Below are 21,016 nucleotides of genomic sequence, written 5' to 3' on the forward strand. Positions count from 1 at the left end.
AAATGTAGGTGCCAAGGGTGTGGGTGAGGGAAGAAGGCATGGCGAAGTCCTCCGCCTCGCTCCATGCCGAGGGGATCCGGTGGGTGGGTGGGCGCCGGTCAGCCGGCCTGTGTGCGGAACCGGCGGCGGTAGGCCGCCGGGGTCGTGGCGAGCTGCCGCCGGAAGGCCCGGTGCAGGGTCTCCGCCGAGCCGAGCCCGGAGGCGGCCGCCACCTGGTCGAGCGGACCGTCGGTGGTCTCCAGCAGGCGCCGGGCCACCTCGATGCGGGCCGCTTCCACGTACGCGGCGGGAGTGGTGCCCGTCTCCTGCGTGAACACGCGGGCGAAGTGCCGCTCGCTCAGGCACATCCGGGCCGCCAGCGCCTGCGCGGACAGGTCCGCGTCGAGGTGGTCGGCGATCCACAGGCGCAGCTCGTCGATGTCCCGGCGTCCGGCGGCCGGCCGGCTCAGCGGCACCGAGAACTGGCTCTGGCCGCCCTGCCGCTTGAGGTACATCACCAGCTGCCGGGCCACGGCGAGCGCGGTCTGCTCGCCCAGGTCCTCCGCGACGAGGGCCAGCGCCAGGTCCAGACAGGCACTGATCCCCGCCCCGGTCCACAGCCGGCCGCGGTCGGTCCGTACGAAGATCGGATCGGGGTCGACCCTGACCTCCGGATGGTCGGCCGCGAGCTGGGCGGCGGTCGACCAGTGGGTGGTGGCCGTCCTCCCGTCCAGCAGCCCGGCCGCCGCCAGCAGGTGCGCGCCCACGCACACCGACGCCACCCGCCGGGCGTGCGGGGCGGTCTCCCGCACCCACGCCACGACGGTGTCGTCGATCCGGGCGACGGGGCCGGCGTCGGTCATGTCGACCGCGCCGGGCACCAGCAGGGTGTCCACCCGCTCGCCGACCTCGCCGAAGGCGACGTCGGCGAGCAGCCGGACCCCCGCCGAGGTCCGCACCGGGCCTGCGGCCGGCCCCGCGAGGCGGACCTCGTAGCCGGCCCGGCCCCCGGTCTCCCGGTTGGCCAGGGCGAAGACCTCGGCCGGGCCCGTGACGTCGAGGAGGTCGGCATCGGGGAAGACCGCGATGACGACCCGGTGCGGAGTGGGCATGCCCCCATCCTCACGGCGGCCCCCGGATGGCCGCAATGACGATTCCCTGTCACATCCGGACACCCTCCCCCGGGAAGCGCCGGTGGAACGCGCCGGTGGAACGCGCAGTGGCCCGCACCGGAATCCGGTGCGGGCCACTGTGTGCGTGCGGTGCGCGGGGATCAGCCCTCGGAGACGCCCAGGCGTTCCAGGATGAGCTCCTTGACACGGGCCGCGTCGGCCTGGCCGCGGGTGGTCTTCATGACCGCGCCGACCAGGGCGCCGACGGCGGCGATCTTGCCGCCGCGGATCTTGTCGGCGATGCCCGCGTTGCCCGCGATGGCCTCGTCCACGGCCGCGCCGAGCGCGCCCTCGTCCGAGACGACCTTCAGGCCGCGCTTCTCGACGACCTCGTCCGGGGTGCCCTCGCCGGCGAGGACGCCCTCGAGGACCTTGCGGGCCAGCTTGTCGTTGAGCGAGCCGTCCGCGACCAGCGCCGCGACGCGCGCGACCTGGGCCGGGGTGATCGGCAGCTCGTCGACGGACACGCCCTGCTCGTTGGCGTTGCGGGCCAGCTCGCCCATCCACCACTTGCGCGCGGCGGTCGAGTCGGCGCCCGCCTCGATGGTGGCGACGATGGAGTCCACCGCGCCCGCGTTGAGGATCGACTGCATGTCGTGCTCGTTGACGCCCCACTCCTCGCGGAGGCGGTTGCGGCGCACGCGCGGCATCTCGGGCAGACCGCCGCGCAGCTCCTCGACCCAGTCACGGGCCGGGGCGACGGGGACCAGGTCGGGCTCCGGGAAGTACCGGTAGTCCTCGGCGTTGTCCTTGATGCGGCCGGCCGTGGTGGAGCCGTCCTCCTCGTGGAAGTGCCGGGTCTCCTGCACGATCGTGCCGCCCGAGGTGAGCACCGCCGCGTGGCGCTGGATCTCGAAGCGGGCCGCGCGCTCGACGGAGCGCAGCGAGTTGACGTTCTTCGTCTCGCTGCGGGTGCCGAACTCGGACTCGGGGGTCGGGCGCAGCGACAGGTTCACGTCGCAGCGCATCTGGCCCTTGTCCATGCGGGCCTCGGAGACGCCGAGCGCCTTGATGACCTCGCGCAGCTCGGCGACGTACGCCTTGGCGACCTCGGGGGCGCGCTCGCCCGCGCCCTCGATCGGCTTGGTGACGATCTCGATGAGCGGGATGCCGGCGCGGTTGTAGTCCAGCAGGGAGTGGGACGCGCCGTGGATACGGCCGGTGGCGCCGCCGACGTGCAGCGACTTGCCGGTGTCCTCCTCCATGTGGGCGCGCTCGATCTCCACGCGGAAGATCTCGCCGTCCTCCAGCTGCACGTCGAGGAAGCCGTTGAAGGCGATCGGCTCGTCGTACTGGGAGGTCTGGAAGTTCTTCGGCATGTCCGGATAGAAGTAGTTCTTCCGGGCGAAGCGGCACCACTCGGCGATCTCGCAGTTCAGCGCGAGACCGATCTTGATGGCCGACTCGACGCCGATCGCGTTGACGACCGGGAGGGAGCCGGGCAGACCGAGGCAGGTGGGGCAGGTCTGCGAGTTGGGCTCGGCGCCCAGCTCGGTGGAACAGCCGCAGAACATCTTGGTCTTGGTGCCGAGCTCGACATGGACCTCAAGGCCCATGACGGGGTCGAACGAGGCGAGAGCGTCCTCGTACGACATCAGTTCGGTGTAGGTGCTCACGGTGAAACTTTTCCCTCTCAGCCCAGCAGGACGTCGTCGTCGCCCAGGCGCTTGAGCTCGCGGTACAGGATCGCGAGGCCGGTGACGATGGCGGCGGCGGACACTACGGCGTCGACCAGCTTCAGCGTGTCGTGCTCGGTGCGGGCCTTCTTGGCCTGCTTGATCACGCTGAAGGCGCCGAAGGCGGTGGTGCCGATCGACAGGTAGGTGCCGGACTTGGACTTCTTGAAGCCCTTGGCCTTGGACAGTGCACTGGAACTCACAGCGACGGAGCCTCCTCAAGCAGCGGGTGACCCCAGCGCTCGACGAAGGCGGCCTCGACGGCGGCACCGACCTTGTACAGGCGGTCGTCCTTCATCGCCGGGGCGATGATCTGCAGTCCGACCGGGAGACCGTCCTCCGGTGCCAGGCCGCAGGGCAGCGACATGGCGGAGTTGCCGGCCAGGTTGGTCGGGATGGTGCACAGGTCCGCGAGGTACATCGCCAGCGGGTCGTCGGTGCGCTCACCGATCGCGAAGGCGGTGGTCGGGGTGGTCGGGGAGACGATCACGTCGACCTGCTCGAAGGACTTCTCGAAGTCCTTGGTGATGAGCGTGCGGACCTTCTGGGCGGAGCCGTAGTACGCGTCGTAGTAGCCGGAGCTGAGCGCGTACGTGCCGAGGATGATGCGGCGCTTGACCTCGTCGCCGAAGCCGGCTTCGCGGGTCAGGGCGGTGACGTCCTCGGCGGACTTCGTGCCGTCGTCGCCGACGCGCAGGCCGTAGCGCATGGCGTCGAAGCGGGCCAGGTTGGAGGAGCACTCGGACGGCGCGATCAGGTAGTACGCGGCCATGGCGAGGTCGAAGGACGGGCAGTCCAGCTCGACGATCTCGGCGCCGAGCTCCTTGAGGAGCTCCACCGACTCGTTGAAGCGCTGGACGACACCGGCCTGGTAGCCCTCGCCGGCGAACTGCTTGACGACACCGACGCGCATGCCGGCGACGGAGCCGTTGCGGGCCGCCTCGACGACCGGCGGGACCGGGGCGTCGATGGAGGTGGAGTCGAGCGGGTCGTGGCCGGCGATGACCTCGTGGAGGAGGGCCGCGTCCAGGACCGTACGGGCGCACGGGCCGCCCTGGTCCAGGGAGGAGGAGAAGGCCACCATGCCGTAGCGGGAGACGCCGCCGTACGTGGGCTTCACGCCGACGGTGCCGGTGACGGCGGCGGGCTGGCGGATGGAGCCGCCGGTGTCCGTGCCGATGGCGAGCGGGGCCTGGAACGCGGCGAGGGCCGCGGCGCTGCCGCCGCCGGAGCCGCCGGGGATCCGGGTGAGGTCCCAGGGGTTGCCGGTGGGGCCGTAGGCACTGTTCTCGGTGGAGGACCCCATGGCGAACTCGTCCATGTTGGTCTTGCCGAGGATGACGACGTCGGCTTCCTTGAGCTTGCGCGTCAGGGTGGCGTCGTAGGGCGGGATCCAGCCTTCGAGGATCTTCGAGCCGACGGTGGTCGGGACCCCGACGGTGGTGAAGATGTCCTTGAGGGCGAGCGGGACGCCGGCCAGCGGGCCGAGCTTCTCGCCGGCCGCCTTCTTGGCGTCGACGGCGCGGGCCTGCGCGAGGGCGCCCTCGCGGTCGACGTGCAGGAAGGCGTGGACCTTCTCGTCCGTCGCCTCGATGCGGGCCAGGTGGGCCTCGGTGACCTCGACGGCCGTGAGCTCGCCGGTGGCGATCTTCTCGGCGGTCTGGGCGGCCGTGAGCTTGATGATGTCGGTCATGGTTGTTAGTCCTCCCCCAGGATCTGCGGCACCTTGAAACGCTGCTGCTCCTGGGCGGGAGCGCCGGAAAGCGCCTGCTCGGGGGTGAGCGACGGACGGACCTCGTCCGCGCGCATGACGTTCGTCAGCGGCAGCGGGTGGGAGGTCGGCGGGACGTCTTGGTCGGCGACCTCGGAAACGCGGGCGACCGCGCCGATGATGTCGTCGAGCTGTCCGGCGAAGTGGTCGAGCTCTTCGGCCTTGAGTTCCAGACGTGCCAGCCGAGCGAGGTGGGCGACCTCCTCGCGCGTGATGCCAGGCATGCAGCGATCCTCTGGGGGTGGTGAGTGTGTAGGTTTCGGCCCCAATCCTATGGGGCCGGGCCCCCGACCCGTTAAACGGTTTGCCGCCGCCCTCGCCCGGGGCGTCGCCGCACCACCTCGCAGCACCCCCGCGCCGGCCTGCGCCGGGGCCCGTGGCCGGACCCCGGACCCCCGGAACGGCCGGGCTAGGGGGCCGGGGTCTCGGAGGCGGCGGCGGCCGCGGCGAGTTCCGCGGTGATGTCGGCCGGGCGGCGCCAGCCGCGCTCGCCGCGGGCCAGGAGCCAGGCGGTGGCCTCCTGCGGGGGCATGGCGGCGGCGACCAGCCAGCCCTGGACGGCGTCGCAGCCCAGGTCGCGCAGGCGCTCCCAGGTCTCGTCGTCCTCCACGCCCTCGGCGACGACCAGCAGGCCCAGGGAGTGCGCGAGGTCGACCGTGCAGCGGACGATCTCGGCGTCCTGGGCGTCGACGGCCAGCCGGGCCACGAAGGAGCGGTCGATCTTCAGCTCGCTCACCGGCAGCCGGCGCAGGTGCACCAGGGAGGAGTAGCCGGTGCCGAAGTCGTCCAGGGACATCTTGACTCCGTGGCCGGTCAGCCCGGCCATGGTGTCGGCCGCCCGCTGGGGGTCCTCCAGCAGCACGTGTTCCGTTATCTCCAGCTGGAGCCCGCTCGCCGGGACCCCGTGCCGGGCCAGCCGCGCGGCGACGGCTCCCGCGAAGCCCGGGGTGTGGACGTCGCGCGGCGAGACGTTGACGGCGACGGGGACCTTCAGCCCCTGCGCCCGCCAGCGTGCGACCTGGGCGAGGGCCGTCTCCAGGACGTACTCCGTCAGGTGCGGCATCAGCCCGGAGGTCTCGGCGATCGCGATGAACTCGTCCGGGGGGACCCGGCCGCGCTCCGGGTGGACCCAGCGGACCAGCGCTTCCAGCCCCGCCACCTGTCCGTCGAAGCGGACCTTCGGCTGGTAGTGGAGTTCCACCTCGCCTGCGTCGAGGGCCCGGCGCAGGTCGCCGAGCAGGCCCAGCCGGTCGGGGGTGTTGCTGTCGCGCTTGGACTCGTAGACCTCCACGCCCGTGCGGTCCCGCTTGGCCTGGTACATGGCCACGTCGGCCCGCCGCAGCAGCCCTTCCGCGTCCAGCGCGTGGTCGGGGAAGACGGCGAGTCCGGCGCTGGCCTCCAGGACCAGGGTGAGGCCGTCGAGGTCCAGCGGGGAGCTGAGCTCGGCGACCAGGCTGCGGGCGACCCGCTGGGCGCTGGTGGTGGAGTCGGTGGCGGGCAGCAGTACGGCGAACTCGTCGCCGCCGAGCCGGGCCGCCTCCGCGTCCGGCGGGAGCGCCTGGCGCAGCCGCTCGGCGATCTGGAGCAACAGCCGGTCCCCCGCGAGGTGGCCCAGCGTGTCGTTGACGGCGCGGAAGCGGTCCAGGTCGATCAGCACGAGAGCCGAGCGGGTGCCCAAACGTTCAGCCTCGTCCAGCGCGGACCAGGCCCGCTCCAGCAGCCACTGCCGGTTCGGCAGCCCCGTGAGCGGGTCGCGCAGCTGCTCCTCGGCGCGGGCGCGGGCGATCCACAGGGTGGAGTCGAGGGCGATGAGCGGTACGGCGAACAGCGGCAGCAGCACCGGCTGGGAGACGGCGACCACGCAGATCAGCGGGGCGATGCCGAGCAGGGCCGCGGCGACCAGCGCCTGCCGGAGCAGGGCCGTACGGGCCACCGTGGGCAGCCCGCCGCCTCTGGGGGCCAGCGCGAACCACAGCAGGACCCGGGTCACCACCAGGTAGGAGAGGGCGACCAGGACCACCTCGGGGGCGGCGGCGAGGTCCCAGCCGGTGGGCAGCCACGGGCTCTCGACGCTCGGAGCGTCGCCGAAGGCGGCCAGGACCAGGGCCCCCGCGCCGATGCCGAGGATGTCGACGGAGCCGTGCAGCAGGCCCTGCCGCCAGCGCTGCCGGCGGGCGGCCCCGACGAGGGAGACCACGGCCAGGGAGACCAGTCCGGCGGGGATCCAGCCGTAGAGGATGAGCACGCCGAGGGTGAGCGCGGCGCCGGATCCCGTGCCGCCCCACCAGCGGTCGCGGCCCAGGGCGACCAGGTGGCCGACGATGATGCCGGTGAGCAGGGCCAGGGCCCAGCCCACCGGGCCGCCCGGGAAGAGCGCCTGACGGTCGGTCAGTGCCGAGACGATGCCGCCGGCGAGCACCACGGCGGCGAGGCCCACGAGGGCGAGGGGCAGTACGGTGCGACGCCGCTCCTGCCCCGGTCCGCCCGCTCCGCTCTCGAGGGCGCGGGTCTCCGGTGTCCTGGCACCCAGGACACCCAGCCGGCCCGCCCGCATGGGCGGGATGTCCCCGCCGAATTCAGGTGACGGGTCGGCGCTTTCGGTGGGTTTCATGCCCGTCCCTCTCACAGCCGGCGATGCCGATGTCACGCGATGGCCCCGATGTCATGCCATCACGGCTGAAAGCGCATCAGGCAGCCGCGCACGACAGGCGCACCCCACAACAGTAGGACGCGAGAGGCTCCCAGGGGCAGCGGTCGGCGGTGGTTGCCCGAATGCGGCCCAGCCATCCTCATCAGTACGGTATCCGCCGAACGGGTGAGTTTGGACCAGGACCCCCACGTCACCCATCCGATGATCCGACAGCTCACCGCTGCTCGACCAGCCTTGTACCGGCCGATTACCACCGCGGACCGCGCCGGGCGTGCGCCCGCCCGTACGGCCGCACGCCACGCAACCGTTCGCCCGGCCCGACCCCCGGGCCGGCTCCCGTGTGGGTTACCGCTCCCCTTCGCCCTCGGCCGCGGCGGCGCCCTCGAGCGGGAGCGCCGCCGCGCGGGCCGCGTCGGGCCCCTGCTCGAGCAGCACCGCGAAGCCGGCGTCGTCGAGGATCGAGAGCTTCAGCTGCACGGCCTTGTCGTACTTCGAGCCCGGGTTGTCGCCGACCACGACGAAGGAGGTCTTCTTCGACACCGATCCGGTGACCTTGGCCCCCCGGCTCTGCAGGGCCTCCTTGGCTCCGTCCCGGGTGTGGCTCTGCAGGGTGCCGGTGACGACGACGGTCATGCCCTCCAGGGGGCGCGGCCCCTCCTGCTCGGCGGAACCTTCCTCCTCCATCCGGACACCGGCCTCCCGCCACTTGCGCAGGATCTCCTGGTGCCAGTCGACGGCGAACCACTCCTTGAGGGAGGCGGCGATGATCGCCCCGACCCCCTCGGTGGCGGTCAGCTGCTCCTCGGTGGCCTGCTCGATCGCCTCGATCGAGCGGAACTCGCGGGCGAGGGCCTCAGCGGCGACCGGGCCGACATGGCGGATCGACAGACCGTTGATGATGCGGGCGAGCGGGCGCTCCTTGGCGGCCGCGATGTTCTCCAGCATCGCCAGGGCGTTCTTCTTCGGCTCGCCCTTCTGGTTGGCGAAGACCGTGACGATCTTCTCCTCACCGGTCTTCGGGTCCCGCTTGGGCAGCCCGCTGTCCGGGTCGAGGACGTACGCCTTGATGGGCAGCAGCTGCTCGATGGTCAGGTCGAAGAGGTCGCCCTCGTCGAGCAGCGGGGGCTCGGCCGGCTCCAGCGGGCTGGTCAGCGCGGCCGCCGCCACCATGCCGAAGTTCTCGATGTCCAGGCTCTGCCGGCCGCCGAGGTAGAACAGCCGCTCGCGCAGCTGCGCGGGGCATGTCTGCCCGTTGGGGCACCGGACGTCAATGTCCCCCTCCTTCATCGGCCGCAGCTCCGTACCGCACTCGGGGCACTGGGCGGGCATCACGAACTCCCGCTCGGTGCCGTCCCGCAGGTCCACCACGGGCCCGAGGATCTCGGGGATGACATCGCCCGCCTTGCGCAGGACGACCGTGTCCCCGATGAGCACGCCCTTGGCCTTGACGACCTCCTGGTTGTGCAGGGTCGCGAACTCGACCTCGGAGCCCGCCACCGTCACCGGCTCCACCTGGGCGTACGGGGTCACGCGCCCGGTGCGCCCGACGCCGACCTTGATGTCGATGAGCTTGGTGTTGACCTCTTCGGGGGCGTACTTCCAGGCGATCGCCCAGCGCGGGGCGCGGGCGGTGGAGCCGAGCCGGCCCTGGAGGGCGATCTCGTCGAGCTTGACGACGACCCCGTCGATCTCGTGCTCGACGGAGTGCCGGTTCTCGCCGAAGTGGGCGATGAACTCGCGCACCTCGGCGAGCGAGGAGACCACCCTGTTGTGCTGGGCGGTGGGCAAGCCCCACTCGCGCAGCAGCTCGTACGCCTGCGACTGGCGCTCGATGTCGAAGCCCTCGCGGGCTCCGATGCCGTGCACCACCATGTGCAGCGGGCGGGTCGCGGTGACCTTCGGGTCCTTCTGGCGCAGCGAACCGGCCGCCGCGTTGCGCGGGTTGGCGAAGGGCTTGCCCTCGGCCTCCACGAGCCGGGCGTTGAGCTCCTCGAACTTCTCCATCGGGAAGTACACCTCGCCGCGGATCTCGACGAGGGCCGGGACCCGGTCGCCCTTGAGGCGGTCCGGGATCTCGGCGATGGTGCGGACGTTGGGCGTGATGTCCTCGCCGGTGCGGCCGTCGCCGCGGGTGGCGGCGCGGGTGAGGCGGCCGTTCTCGTAGGTGAGGTTGACGGCGAGGCCGTCCACCTTGAGCTCGCACAGGTAGTGGTAGTCCGGGGTGTTCACGTCCCGGGCGACCCGGTCGGCCCAGGCGGACAGTTCCTCGTCGTCGAAGGCGTTGTCGAGGGAGAGCATCCGCTCCCGGTGCTCCACGGAGGCGAAGTCGGTCTGGTACGCCCCGGCCACCTTCTGGGTGGGCGAATCGGGCGTGCGCAGCTCGGGGTACTGCTCCTCCAGGGCTTCCAGCGAGCGCAGCAGCTGGTCGAACTCGGCGTCGCTGACGACCGGCTGGTCGTTCACGTAGTACCGGAAGCGGTGCTCCTCGACCTGCTCGGCGAGCAGCTGGTGCTGCTCACGCGCCGCCGTCGGTACTGCCGTGTCCTGCTGTTCGGCTGCCATGCCGTGTCCTCCCGTGCCCCGTCTCGACCGTCACTCAGGGTTGTCGGCGAGCGACCTCGCCGCCCTGACGCAGTGCGCCTGCACCGCGCGGGCGTAGGCGGGCGAGGCGCCCGCCAGACCGCACGAAGGGGTGACCACGACGGACTCGGCGAGAGTCCCCGGAGCCAGCCCCAGCCTGCGCCAAAGCTTCCTGACACCCATGACGCTACCGCCCGGGTCTGACAACGGGCCGTCGGTGCCCGGCACCACTCCGGCGAAGAGTTTCACGCCGCCTTCGACGGCCTCCCCGATGGCGTCGTCCTCGCGCTCGGTGAGCAGCGAGAAATCGAACGAGACCCCCGTGGCGCCGGCCCGGCGCAGCAGCGCGAAGGGGACCTCGGGCGCGCAGGAGTGCACGACGACCTCTCCCTCGTGCACGGCGAAGAGGTCGCGCAGGGTGCTCTCGACCACCTGCCGGTCGACGGCCCGGTAGGTGCGGTAGCCGCTGGCGGAGCGCACCCGGCCGAGCAGGACGGCGGTGAGCGACGGCTCGTCGTACTGGAGCACGATCTCGGCGCCGGGGATGCGCTTGCGTACGTCGGCCAGGTGCCCGCGCAGGCCTTCGGCGAGGGATCCGGCCAGGTCGCGGCAGGCTCCGGCGTCCTGGAGCACGGCCTCGCCGCCGTGCAGCTCCAGGGCGGCGGCCAGGGTCCACGGGCCGACGGCCTGGACCTTGAGCCGGCCCGTGTAGCCCTGGGTGAACTCCTCGAGGGCGTCGAGGTCCTCGCCCAGCCAGGACCGGGCCCGCCGGGTGTCCCGTCCGGGGCGGTCGCTGATCCGCCAGCCGCTGGGCTCGACGTGGGCGTACATGTCGACGAGCAGCCCCAGGGAGCGGCCGATCATGTCCGCGCCGGGCCCGCGGGCGGGCAGCTCGGCCAGGTAAGGGAACTCCTCGAAGGAGCCGGTGACGGTCTTGGCGGCCTCGCGGGCGTCGCCGCCCGGCAGGGAGCCGACTCCGGTGGCGCTCGCGGTCATCGGCCGGGCCTGACGGAGAGGTCGTTGACCTCGGCGTCGCGCGGGAGGTCGACGGCCATGACGATGGTGGTCGCCACGGACTCGGGGTCGATCCAGGCGGCGGGGTCGTACTCCTTGCCCTCCTGGGAGTGGACCTTGGCCTGCATGGGGCTGGCGGTGCGGCCCGGGTAGACGGAGGTCACCCGCAGACCGTTGGCCTTCTCCTCCTCGCGCAGGGAGTCGGCGAGGGCCTTGAGGCCGTGCTTGGAGGCGGCGTAGGCGCTCCACTCGGCGTGGGCGTGGAGTCCGGCGCCGGAGTTCACGAAGACGACGGTGGCCTTGGAGGCCCGCAGGGTGGGCAGCAGCAGCCGGGTGACCTCGGCGGGGGCGATCAGGTTGACGTTGAGCTGCTGGTGCCAGGTCTTGGGGCGCAGCTCGCCGACGGGGCCGAGGTCGACGATCCCGGCGATGTGCAGGAGGGAGTCGATCCGTTCGGGGACCGGCTGCTTGGAGAAGGCCCACGAGAGCCGGTCGGGGTCCGCGAGGTCGCCCACGAGGGTCCGCGCGCCGGGGTAGCGCTCGACGAGCTGGCGGGCGCGGGCGGCGTCGCGGGCGAGCAGGACGAGGTCGTCGCCGCGGGAGTGCAGCCGGGCCGCGACGGCGGCGCCGATGCCGGACCCGGCACCGGTGATCAGGTGAGTAGCCATACGGCCATGCTCGCATCCGCCCCGGCCCGCGCGCCGCCGCGGCCTGCTGCCGCGGCCGGACGGGCATCAGAGCCCGGCGCCCTCGCGCCGGGCGGCGGCCGTCTTCGCCGCGTCGTAATCGGCCGGAACGCCCTCGACCAGGATGGCCTCGCCCTGGATGTGGTCGGTGCGCAGCGGGAGGATCTCCTGGTAGGCGTCCGAGTCGTACCATGCGCGGGCCCGGCCGATGTCGGGGAAGCCGATGACGACGACCGTGCCGGGCCAGGGGCCCTCCTTGACCTCCACCTCCTTGCCGTGGACGAGGAAGCGGCCGCCGAAGGGGTCCATCGTCGCCTGGATCTCCTCGATGTAGCGGAGGATGTCCTCGTTCATGGTGTCGGGCCGGATGTGGGCGATGGCGTACGCGGTCATGTCGCTCTCCCCTGTCAACGGGCCGGGCGTTCCGGGCCGTTGACCCGATCCTGTCAGCGGGCGTCGGCCGCGGCGATTACCTCAGGGGTCATGGTGTGCGGGCCGAAGGTGCGGCGGTAGGCCATCGGGGAGACGCCGAAGGCCGTCCGCATGTGCTGGCGCAGGGAGTTGGCGGAGCCGAAGCCGGACCGGTGCGCGACCAGGTCGACGGGCAGGTCGCTGGACTCCAGCAGCTGGCGGGCGATCTCCAGGCGCTGCCCGGTGAGCCACTGCACGGGGGTCATGCCGACCTCGTCGCGGAACCGCCGGGTGAAGGTGCGCAGGCTCATCCGGGCGTGGGCGGCGAGCTCGGCGAGGGCGATCGGCTCGGCGAGGCGTTCCAGGGCCCAGGCGCGGGTGGCGGTGGTGGTGGCGACCGTGGGGGCGGGGACGGGGCGGTCGATGTACTGGGCCTGCCCGCCGTCGCGCCAGGGCGGTACGACGCACAGCCGGGCGGCCCGGTTGGCGACGGCCGTGCCGTGGTCCTGGCGGACCAGGTAGAGGCAGAGGTCGACGCCCGCGGCGACGCCGGCGGAGGTGAGGATGTCGCCGTCGTCGACGAAGAGCACCTCGTCGTCGAGCCGGACGCGCGGGAAGGCCCGCTGGAACTCGGGGGCGTGCACCCAGTGGGTGGTGGCGGGCCGGCCGTCGAGGAGGCCGGCCGCGGCGAGGACGTAGGAGCCGGTGCAGATGGAGACCAGCCGGGTGCCGGGGCGGATCGCCGCGAGGGCGTCAGCCAGGGCCTGCGGCAGCGGGGCGCCGTGCGCGAGCTCGTCCATGGCGTGGGTGGGCGGGATGATCACCGTGTCGGCGACGGCGAGTGCCTCCGGGCCGGCCGCGACCCCGACCGTGAAGCCCGCGTCGCTGGTCACGGCCTGTCCGTCGGCGGTGCACACGGTGATCTCGTAGAGGGGGTTCCCGTCCTCGTCGAAGGCGTTTCCGAAGACCCGGGAGGGGATTCCGAGCTCGAAGGGCGGTACGCCCTCGAGGGCGAGTACGGCGATGCGGTGGAAGGACTCCATGGCCAGATCCTGTCACAGGGTGGCCGTCTGGCCACCACCACGAGCGTACGCCGACGGCGAAGCTGATGTCGTCGCCCGGAGAACCCGGGGCAGATCAGCACGAACAGAGCAAGCAGCGCAAGCAGCGCAGTACGACCAGAGGAGACATCCATGCGTGCCGTCGTCGTCAGCCGGTGGGGCGGACCCGAAGTGCTCACCGCGACCGAGGCCGACCGGCCGGAGCCGCAGCCGGGCGAGATCCTCGTACGGGTCCACGCGGCCGGGGTGAACCCGGTGGACTGGAAGACCCGCGAGAGCGGCGGGCTCATCCACTGGGGCCCGGTCCCGGCCGTCGGCTGGGACGTCTCCGGGACCGTCGAGGCCGTCGGTGGCGGCGTCACCCTCGTCCGCCCCGGCGACGAGGTCTTCGGCATGCCGCGCTTCCCGCACCAGGCGGGCGCGTACGCCGAGTACGTGACGGCCCCGGCCCGGCAGTTCGTGCGGAAGCCGGAGGGCATCGGCCACATCGGCGCGGCCGCCCTGCCGCTCGCCGCGCTCACCGCCTGGCAGGCGCTGGTGGACACGGCGCGCGTGCAGCCCGGACAGCGCGTCCTGGTGCACGCCGCCGCGGGCGGGGTCGGGCACCTGGCCGTACAGATCGCCAAGGCGCTCGGGGCGTACGTGATCGGCACCGCGAGCACCGAGAAGCACAAGCTGCTGCGCGAACTGGGCGCGGACGAGCTGATCGACTACCGGACCACCGACTTCGCCGAGGCGGTGTCCGATGTGGACGTGGTGATCGACTCGATCGGCGGGGACTACGGGAAGCGCTCGCTGCGGGTGCTCAAGCCCGGCGGGCACCTGGTCACCCTGCCCTCCCCGGACGACGTACCGGAAGGGGCCGGGGGCGTGCACACCGGCTGGACGCTGGTCGAGCCCGACTACCGGGGCCTGGTGCAGATCGCCGCCCTGGTCGAGGAGGGCAGGCTGCGCCCGGTCGTCGACACGGTGCTGCCGCTGGAGGAGGCCGCGAAGGCCCACGAGATCGGCGAGCGCGGCCGGACCACCGGCAAGATCGTCCTGACGGTGGTCCCGGACGGGGTCTAGGCGCCTGGGCGCCTAGTGCTGTGACCGGAAAGGTTCACCGGGTCACGGCGCCCGGCACGGCACCTCGCTGCGTTGTCGGACCGCGCAAGTACGTCCAGTACGAGACGCGGTCCTCCGCCTTGCGATGCACCGCACCGGACGCCGCGACCCGGCAAACCTTTCCGGCCACAGCACTAGACGCCCGCGATGGCGGTGGCCCGGGTGGTGGTGGCGATGGTGGCGGAGCCGACCACGCGGGTGCCGTCGTAGAGCACGATCGCCTGGCCCGGGGCCACGCCGCGCACCGGCTCGGTGAAGGACACGCGCAGCTCGCCGTCCACGACCTCGGCGTGGACCTCGGTCTCGCCGCCGTGGGCGCGTAGCTGGGCGGTGTAGGTGCCCGGGGCGGCCGGCGTGGAGCCGCACCAGCGGGGGCGGATCGCGGTGAGGGCGGTGACGTCGAGGGCCTCGACGGGGCCGACGGTGACGGTGTTGTTCACCGGGGAGATGTCGAGGACGTAGCGGGGCTTGCCGTCGGGGGCCGGGTGGCCGATCCGCAGGCCCTTGCGCTGGCCGATGGTGAAGCCGAAGGCGCCCTCGTGGGTGCCGACCTTCTCACCGGTGGCCCCGTCGACGATGTCGCCCTCGGCCTTGCCCAGGCGGTTCGCGAGGAAGCCCTGGGTGTCGCCGTCGGCGATGAAGCAGATGTCGTGGCTGTCGGGCTTCTTCGCGACGGCCAGGCCCCGCTCCTCGGCCTCGGCGCGGATCTCGTCCTTGGTGGTGAGGGTGTCGCCGAGGGGGAAGAGGGCGTGCGCGAGCTGCTTCTCGTCGAGGACGCCGAGGACGTAGGACTGGTCCTTGGCCATGTCGGAGGCGCGGTGCAGCTCGCGGGAGCCGTCCTCGTTCTCCACGACGGTGGCGTAGTGGCCGGTGCAGACGGCGTCGAAGCCGAGGGCGAGGGCCTTGTCGAGCAGCGCCGCGAACTTGATCTTCTCGTTGCAGCGCAGGCAGGGGTTCGGGGTGCGCCCGGCCTCGTACTCGGAGATGAAGTCCTCGACGACGTCCTCGCGGAAGCGCTCGGCGAGGTCCCAGACGTAGAAGGGGATGCCGATGACGTCGGCGGCGCGGCGGGCGTCGCGGGAGTCCTCGATGGTGCAGCAGCCGCGGGCGCCGGTCCGGAAGGACTGGGGGTTCGCGGAGAGCGCCAGATGGACCCCGGTGACGTCGTGCCCGGCTTCGACCGCGCGGGCGGCGGCGACGGCGGAGTCCACACCACCGGACATGGCGGCCAGGACGCGGAGGGGGCGGGCGGTGCGCGGCAGGTTCTCAGTCATAGCACCGTCCAGGGTACGGGGAACCGGGCGGGGTCACGGCGCGTTATCGGCTGTGGGGGGTGGATCACATGGTGGAGCAGGGGAAGAAGGGGCCGCGCCGGACCCGGCGGGCGGTGCTCTTCGGCGGGCTGGGCGCCCTCGCGGTGGCGGGGGTCGCGGCCCGGGATGAGATCGGGCGGGCCTGGTGGCTGGTGCCGGGGGTGTCCAAGCCGCGCAAGGAGGGTGAGCTGGACCACGCGGGGGCGGGCTGGACGGCGGCCTCCCCGGCGAACTGGCGGCTCGCGGACCGGCCCGACGACTACCGGGTGGACCGGATCGTCGTCCATGTCACACAGGGCAGCTTCGCGTCCTCGGTGGACGCCTTCAAGAACCCGTGGCACAAGGCGTCGGCGCACTACATAGTGCGCCAGGACGGCCATGTGGAGCAGATGGTGCGCGAGCTGGACGTGGCGTTCCACGCGGCCAACCGCTCGATGAACGAGCGCAGCATAGGCATCGAGCACGAGGGCTTCGTCGACCGCCCGCAGGACTTCACGGACGCCATGTACGAGGCCTCGGCCCGGCTGGCCGCCGACGTCTGCCGGAGGTACGGCATACCGGCGGACCGCCGGCACATCCTGGGCCACTCCGAGGTCCCGGGCGCCGACCACACGGACCCGGGCCGCCACTGGGACTGGGACCGGTACATCGCCCTCGTGCGGTCGCAGCTGCCCTCGTGAGGCGGCCCGAGGAGCGGGAGCCCGCGTTCACACTGCCGCCGGGCGCGACGGGCTTCCACCGGCCGCAGGACGGCCCGCTTCCGGAGACCGGTCTGCCGGCGTTCCGTACCGCTCTCTACGCCGCCGCCCGCGCGGCCGGGGGCTCCGTGGGCGAGGTGGAGGCCCGGGCGTATCCCCGGACCTTCCACACCGCGTCGGTTGCCGGCAGGGCGGGCGAGAGCTTCGTCCTGTGCCACGCGCACCATCCCTGGATCGCCTTCGCCGCGGAACGCCGGGACTGGTACCGGGACGAGTTCCTCGCCCCGCCACCCTGGTCCCGGGCCTTCGCCGCCTCGGGCTTCACGGTCCTGAGCGGCGAGACGCTGGCCACGCCCCTGTCCGGCGTGGACACCTCGGCGCTTTCACCGGGTGAGCGGCGGCAGGTCCGTTCCTACGCGATCGACACCCTGGGCGGGTTGCTGTTCAACGCCTGGGACTGACGAGCCGGTCACAGCACTAGCTGAGGCCGGCGGTGCGGGCGCGGGATACGGCGGGGCCGATGGCGGCGGCGACCGCGGCGACGTCCTCCTTCGTGGAGGTGTGGCCCAGGGAGAAGCGCAGGGTGCCGCGGGCCAGCTGCGGGTCGGTGCCCGTCGCCAGCAGGACGTGGCTGGGCTGGGCCACGCCCGCGGTGCAGGCGGAGCCGGTGGAGCATTCGATGCCCTGCGCGTCCAGCAGCAGCAGGAGGGAGTCGCCCTCGCAGCCGGGGAAGCTGAAGTGGGCGTTGGCCGGGAGCCGGTCCTCGGGGTCGCCGCCCAGGACGGCGTCGGGGACGGCGGCCAGCACGGCCGCGACCAGCTCGTCGCGCAGGGCGCCGACCTCGGCGGCGAACCGCTCGCGCCGCTCGGCGGCGAGTACGGCCGCCACCGCGAAGGCGGCGATGGCCGGCACGTCGAGGGTGCCGGAGCGGACGTGCCGCTCCTGGCCGCCGCCGTGCAGGACCGGGACGGGGCTCTGGTCCCGGCCGAGGAGCAGGGCGCCGATCCCGTAGGGGCCGCCGACCTTGTGGCCGCTGATGGTCATGGCGGCCAGGCCGCTGTCACCGAAGCGGACGTCGAGCTGCCCGAAGGCCTGGACGGCGTCCGAGTGCAGGGGGAGGGAGAACTCGCGGGCGATGGCGGCCAGTTCGCGGACCGGCATCACGGTGCCGATCTCGTTGTTGGCCCACATCACGGTGGCCAGGGCGACATCGCCCGGGTTCCGCTCGACGGCCGCCCGGAAGACCTCGGGGTGCACGCGGCCGTAGCGGTCGACGGGGAGGTACTCGACCTGGGCCCCTTCGTGCTCGGCGAGCCAGTGCACGGCGTCGAGGACGGCGTGGTGCTCGACGGGGCTGGCGAGGATCCGGTTCCGGGCCGGGTCGGCGTCGCGGCGGGCCCAGTACAGGCCCTTGACGGCGAGGTTGTCGGCCTCGGTGCCGCCCGCGGTGAAGACCACCTCGCTCGGGCGTGCGCCGAGGGCCTCGGCGAGGGACTCGCGGGCCTCCTCGACGGTACGGCGGGCGCGGCGGCCGGCGGCGTGCAGGGAGGACGCGTTACCCGTGGCGGCGAACTGCGCGGTCATCGCCGCAGCGGCTTCCGGGAGCATCGGCGTGGTCGCGGCGTGGTCGAGGTAGGCCATGATCCCCCGATTCTACGAGGCCCCCACCGAGACGGGTCCCCTCCGGGGGCGGTTACTCGGTGGCGTGACGCTTTGCTGCCGCGGATGTGGCCGCTGCGCGGGCTGCTCCCCTACCCGCCCTTCGCCCGTTCCCGCCTCAATCACCGGCGCGGCTCACTACACGGCGCTCCGCGCCCGCGCCTCAAACGCCGGCGGGGCTGGATCTTCCAGCCCCGCCGGCGTTTGAGGCGCGGGTCCGGGCAGCGCCCGGGGAACGGTGGAAGGGCGGGTAGGGGACCGCTCCGCGCAGCGGTGGAGCGGGGCCCGGCAGGGCTAGCGCGGGGCGCGGGCCAGTTGGCGGGACTGGGCCACCAGGCGGTTCGCGGAGTCCCAGACCTCGGCGTCCTCCTCCAGGAAGCCGCCGGCCAGGTTGCGGGTGACGATGCCGACCCGGAGCGGGCCCGGGGCGGGGCGGTGGCGGATGTGCGTGGTGAGCTCGACGGTCGGGGCCCAGCCCAGCAGTCCGAGGTCGAAGGCGGTCGGCGGGAGCGCGTCCACCGCGAGCAGCAGCGACAGCGGGTCGGCGTCGCGGCCGTCGGCCAGCTCGAACCAGGCCCGCATCTCGCCCTTGCCCGAGGGCGCGCCGACCGCCCAGCCGGCCGTCGCCGGGTCCAGGCGCAGCCGGAGCCGGTCGACGATGGCGTTGCTGCCCGGGATCGGTGCCGGGCCGGCCTCGGGGCCGAGGCAGTCCTCGTACGCGGGCATGACCGGCGGCTGCGCCACGGTGTGCACGGTGTCGGGGAGCGCGGCGAGGTCCCCGTACGAGGCGATGACCCGGATCCGCTCGATCTCGGCGCCGCTCTCGTCGTACTGGAACAGCGAGGCCTGGCCGGTGGAGAGGGTGCGGCCCACCCGCACGACCTCGGTGCGGATCACGGCGGGGCCGGGCACGGAGGAGGTCAGGTAGTGGGCGGACACGGTGAAGGGGTCCGGGTGCGGCAGGGCCGCCGCGAGGGCCCGGCCGACCAGGGCCAGCAGATAGCCGCCGTTGACGGCGGTGATGATCGTCCAGCCGGCGGACAGCTCCGCTTCGTACACACCGGGCTCGCCCGCACGGGCGGTGATGGCGGTGTCGCGGTCGAATTCGCTGTCGCCGATGGAGGCCGCCTGGGCCGCTGCGTAAGACATGCCGACGACGGTACACCGGCAAGCTACTAAGCGGTAGCTTTTGTTTCCCGGGAAGGACCTACGGCTCTTCGGCCACCGAGGAGCGGCGGTTCCAGGCCAGCGGGGCCTGCCAGTGGTAGCGCATCGCCAGCAGGCGCAGCACGAAGGTGGTGACGATCGCGAGGGCGGTGGTCACGCCGTTGAGCAGGTCGAAGCCGATGAAGACGGCCACCATCGAGGAGCCGACGACGGCCGGGACGGCGTACATCTCGCGGTCGCGCAGCAGCGAGGGCACCTCGTTGGCGAGTACGTCGCGCAGTACGCCACCGCCGACGGCCGTGGCCAGGCCGAGTGCCGCGGAGGCGGTCAGGCCGAGGCCGTACTCGTAGGCCTTGGTGGTGCCGGTCACGCAGAACAGCCCGAGGCCGGCGGCGTCGAAGACGTTGATGGCCCGGTTGATGCGCTGCACCTCGGGGTGGAGGAAGAAGACGAGCGCGGCGGCGATCAGGGGGGTCACGAAGAAGCTGAGCTCCCCGAAGGCCGCGGGCGGCACGGCGCCGATACAGAGGTCGCGCAGCAGGCCACCGCCGAGGGCGGTGACGAGGGCGAGGACGGCGATGCCGAAGACGTCGAAGTTCTTGCGGACCGCGAGGAGCGCACCGGCGGTCGCGAAGACGAAGATGCCCGCGAGGTCCAGGGCGTGCTGGATGCCGGGCGGGAAGAGATCGTGGAGCACCCGGTCATTGTCGCCCGGCGGCGGGCGCGTCCATGCCAGCGGCGTCGCCGGTCACGCGGATGCGGCGGCCAGGCGCGTGCGGCGGCCGGGCGTGTGCGGCGGCCGGGCGTGTACCGGGGCGAGGCGTGTGCCGGGGCGAGGCGTGTGCGGGGGCGGGCGTGTGCGGGGGTGTGCGGGGGCGGGGGTGTGCGGGGGCGGGGGTGTGCGGGGGCGGGGGTGTGCGGGGGCGGGGGTCTCGTCCGCTACTCCGAGACCCCCGCCCCCGGGTCACCGCCCGGCCGGGGCGCGGTCTACTCCGAGACCGTCGCCACCGCGTCCGCCGCGCCCGGCAGGGCCGGGTCGCCCGGCGCCTGGTCGGGCGCGTTCTCGGGGTGGTGGCAGGCGACCTGGTGGCCCGTCTTCAGGGCGACCAGCGGCGGGTCCTGCTTGGTGCAGAGCTCCGTCGCCTTCCAGCACCGGGTGTGGAAGCGGCAGCCGGCCGGCGGGGAGATCGGCGAGGGCACGTCCCCCTTGAGCAGGATGCGGCCGCTCTTCGCGCCGCGCCGGCGCGGGTCCGGCACCGGGACGGCCGAGAGCAGGGCGTTGGTGTACGGGTGCATCGGGGACTCGTACAGCGCCTTGCGGTCGGCCAGCTCCACGATCTTGCCGAGGTACATCACCGCGATGCGGTCCGAGACGTGCCGGATGACCGACAGGTCGTGCGCGATGATCACGTACGTCAGGCCGAGCTCCTCCTGGAGGTCGTCCAGCAGGTTGACCACCTGGGCCTGGATCGACACGTCCAGCGCCGACACCGGCTCGTCCGCGACGACCAGCTTCGGCTTGAGGGCCAGGGCCCGCGCGATGCCGATGCGCTGGCGCTGGCCGCCCGAGAACTCGTGCGGGTAGCGGTTGTAGTGCTCGGGGTTCAGGCCGACCAGGGACAGCAGCCGCTGGACCTCCGCCTTGACGCCGCCTTCCGGGGTGACCCCCTGGAGCTTGAAGGGGGCCGAGACGATCGCGCCGACCGTGTGGCGCGGGTTCAGGGAGCCGTACGGGTCCTGGAAGATCATCTGCACATCGCGGCGCAGCGGCCGCATGCCCGCCACCCCGAGGTGGGTGATGTCCTTGCCCTCGAACTCGATGCGCCCGCCGGACGGCTCGAGCAGGCGCGTGATCAGCCGGCCCATCGTCGACTTGCCGCAGCCGGACTCGCCGACGACGCCGAGGGTCTCACCCCGCCGGACCTCGAAGTCGATCCCGTCCACGGCCTTGACGGCCCCGGCCTGCCGCCGCAGCAGCCCCTTGTTGATGGGGAAGTGCTTGACCAGGCCGGTCACCTTCAGCAGCGGCTCCGCCCCGGAGTCGGAGGAGCCGGAGGTGTCCTTCTTCATGT

Annotated in this window: 19 protein-coding genes; 3 read left to right on the plus strand and 16 right to left on the minus strand. The window is 72.9% G+C overall.

Annotated elements, in window-relative coordinates:
* Positions 1 to 98 precede the first annotated feature (98 nt).
* The 11 genes from OOK34_RS04190 to OOK34_RS04240 form a co-directional block, all read right to left on the minus strand.
* A complete protein-coding gene (locus OOK34_RS04190) occupies positions 99 to 1,091 on the minus strand; it encodes a GlxA family transcriptional regulator (RefSeq protein WP_267032506.1) in 993 nt (330 codons plus the stop codon).
* 161 nt (positions 1,092 to 1,252) lie between these two features.
* Complete coding sequence (gene gatB / locus OOK34_RS04195) at positions 1,253 to 2,746, minus strand: Asp-tRNA(Asn)/Glu-tRNA(Gln) amidotransferase subunit GatB (RefSeq protein WP_267036614.1); 1,494 nt, start codon at positions 2,744 to 2,746, stop codon at positions 1,253 to 1,255.
* 38 nt (positions 2,747 to 2,784) lie between these two features.
* A complete protein-coding gene (locus OOK34_RS04200) occupies positions 2,785 to 3,030 on the minus strand; it encodes a hypothetical protein (protein ID WP_267032507.1) in 246 nt (81 codons plus the stop codon).
* Positions 3,027 to 4,520 (minus strand): Asp-tRNA(Asn)/Glu-tRNA(Gln) amidotransferase subunit GatA, encoded by a 1,494-nt coding sequence (gene gatA, locus OOK34_RS04205; protein WP_267032508.1) that lies wholly within the window; start codon positions 4,518 to 4,520, stop codon positions 3,027 to 3,029. Before gatA ends, OOK34_RS04200 begins: the two co-directional genes overlap by 4 nt.
* Positions 4,521 to 4,525: 5 nt before the next feature.
* The gene (gene gatC / locus OOK34_RS04210; RefSeq protein ID WP_010984178.1) at positions 4,526 to 4,822 is read right to left on the minus strand and encodes an Asp-tRNA(Asn)/Glu-tRNA(Gln) amidotransferase subunit GatC; all 297 of its coding nucleotides are present in this window, start codon (positions 4,820 to 4,822) and stop codon (positions 4,526 to 4,528) included.
* Between the two features lie 185 nt (positions 4,823 to 5,007).
* Positions 5,008 to 7,209, minus strand: coding sequence for a bifunctional diguanylate cyclase/phosphodiesterase (locus OOK34_RS04215; protein WP_267032509.1), 2,202 nt, complete (start codon positions 7,207 to 7,209; stop codon positions 5,008 to 5,010).
* A 384-nt stretch (positions 7,210 to 7,593) separates the two neighbouring features.
* The gene (gene ligA / locus OOK34_RS04220) at positions 7,594 to 9,810 is read right to left on the minus strand and encodes an NAD-dependent DNA ligase LigA (protein ID WP_267032510.1); all 2,217 of its coding nucleotides are present in this window, start codon (positions 9,808 to 9,810) and stop codon (positions 7,594 to 7,596) included.
* Positions 9,811 to 9,840: 30 nt separating this feature from the next.
* Positions 9,841 to 10,824: a methionine synthase gene (locus tag OOK34_RS04225; RefSeq protein ID WP_267032511.1), complete on the minus strand. Its 984-nt coding sequence runs from the start codon at positions 10,822 to 10,824 to the stop codon at positions 9,841 to 9,843.
* Complete coding sequence (locus tag OOK34_RS04230) at positions 10,821 to 11,510, minus strand: SDR family oxidoreductase (RefSeq protein WP_267032512.1); 690 nt, start codon at positions 11,508 to 11,510, stop codon at positions 10,821 to 10,823. Before OOK34_RS04230 ends, OOK34_RS04225 begins: the two co-directional genes overlap by 4 nt.
* A gap of 66 nt (positions 11,511 to 11,576) precedes the next feature.
* The gene (locus tag OOK34_RS04235) at positions 11,577 to 11,921 is read right to left on the minus strand and encodes a DUF1330 domain-containing protein (RefSeq protein WP_267032513.1); all 345 of its coding nucleotides are present in this window, start codon (positions 11,919 to 11,921) and stop codon (positions 11,577 to 11,579) included.
* A 53-nt stretch (positions 11,922 to 11,974) separates the two neighbouring features.
* Positions 11,975 to 12,982: a GlxA family transcriptional regulator gene (locus OOK34_RS04240; RefSeq protein ID WP_267032514.1), complete on the minus strand. Its 1,008-nt coding sequence runs from the start codon at positions 12,980 to 12,982 to the stop codon at positions 11,975 to 11,977.
* A 150-nt stretch (positions 12,983 to 13,132) separates the two neighbouring features.
* Between OOK34_RS04240 and OOK34_RS04245 the strand changes: the two genes are divergently transcribed.
* Entirely contained in the window at positions 13,133 to 14,068 is a 936-nt protein-coding gene (locus tag OOK34_RS04245; RefSeq protein ID WP_267032515.1) for an NADP-dependent oxidoreductase, read from the plus strand.
* 173 nt (positions 14,069 to 14,241) lie between these two features.
* On the opposite strand, the gene mnmA is transcribed toward OOK34_RS04245, so the two are convergent.
* A complete protein-coding gene (gene mnmA, locus OOK34_RS04250; RefSeq protein ID WP_267032516.1) occupies positions 14,242 to 15,381 on the minus strand; it encodes a tRNA 2-thiouridine(34) synthase MnmA in 1,140 nt (379 codons plus the stop codon).
* A gap of 68 nt (positions 15,382 to 15,449) precedes the next feature.
* On the opposite strand from mnmA, the gene OOK34_RS04255 reads away from it, so the two are divergent.
* Positions 15,450 to 16,100, plus strand: coding sequence for an N-acetylmuramoyl-L-alanine amidase (locus tag OOK34_RS04255; protein ID WP_267032517.1), 651 nt, complete (start codon positions 15,450 to 15,452; stop codon positions 16,098 to 16,100).
* Positions 16,097 to 16,579: a hypothetical protein gene (locus OOK34_RS04260; protein WP_267032518.1), complete on the plus strand. Its 483-nt coding sequence runs from the start codon at positions 16,097 to 16,099 to the stop codon at positions 16,577 to 16,579. Before OOK34_RS04255 ends, OOK34_RS04260 begins: the two co-directional genes overlap by 4 nt.
* Positions 16,580 to 16,595: 16 nt before the next feature.
* Here OOK34_RS04260 and OOK34_RS04265 read toward each other — a convergent pair whose 3' ends face one another.
* From OOK34_RS04265 to OOK34_RS04280, 4 genes are all read right to left on the minus strand, one after another.
* On the minus strand, positions 16,596 to 17,759 hold the full coding sequence (locus OOK34_RS04265; RefSeq protein WP_267032519.1) for a cysteine desulfurase family protein: 1,164 nt from the start codon (positions 17,757 to 17,759) through the stop codon (positions 16,596 to 16,598).
* Positions 17,760 to 18,071: 312 nt separating this feature from the next.
* A complete protein-coding gene (locus OOK34_RS04270) occupies positions 18,072 to 18,926 on the minus strand; it encodes a thioesterase family protein (protein ID WP_267032520.1) in 855 nt (284 codons plus the stop codon).
* A 58-nt stretch (positions 18,927 to 18,984) separates the two neighbouring features.
* Positions 18,985 to 19,641 (minus strand): trimeric intracellular cation channel family protein, encoded by a 657-nt coding sequence (locus tag OOK34_RS04275; RefSeq protein WP_267032521.1) that lies wholly within the window; start codon positions 19,639 to 19,641, stop codon positions 18,985 to 18,987.
* 290 nt (positions 19,642 to 19,931) lie between these two features.
* Positions 19,932 to 21,014 (minus strand): ABC transporter ATP-binding protein, encoded by a 1,083-nt coding sequence (locus tag OOK34_RS04280; RefSeq protein ID WP_267032522.1) that lies wholly within the window; start codon positions 21,012 to 21,014, stop codon positions 19,932 to 19,934.
* Positions 21,015 to 21,016: the final 2 nt, after the last annotated feature.

Origin of the sequence: Streptomyces sp. NBC_00091, from assembly GCF_026343185.1 — a bacterium.
GTDB lineage: Bacteria > Actinomycetota > Actinomycetes > Streptomycetales > Streptomycetaceae > Streptomyces.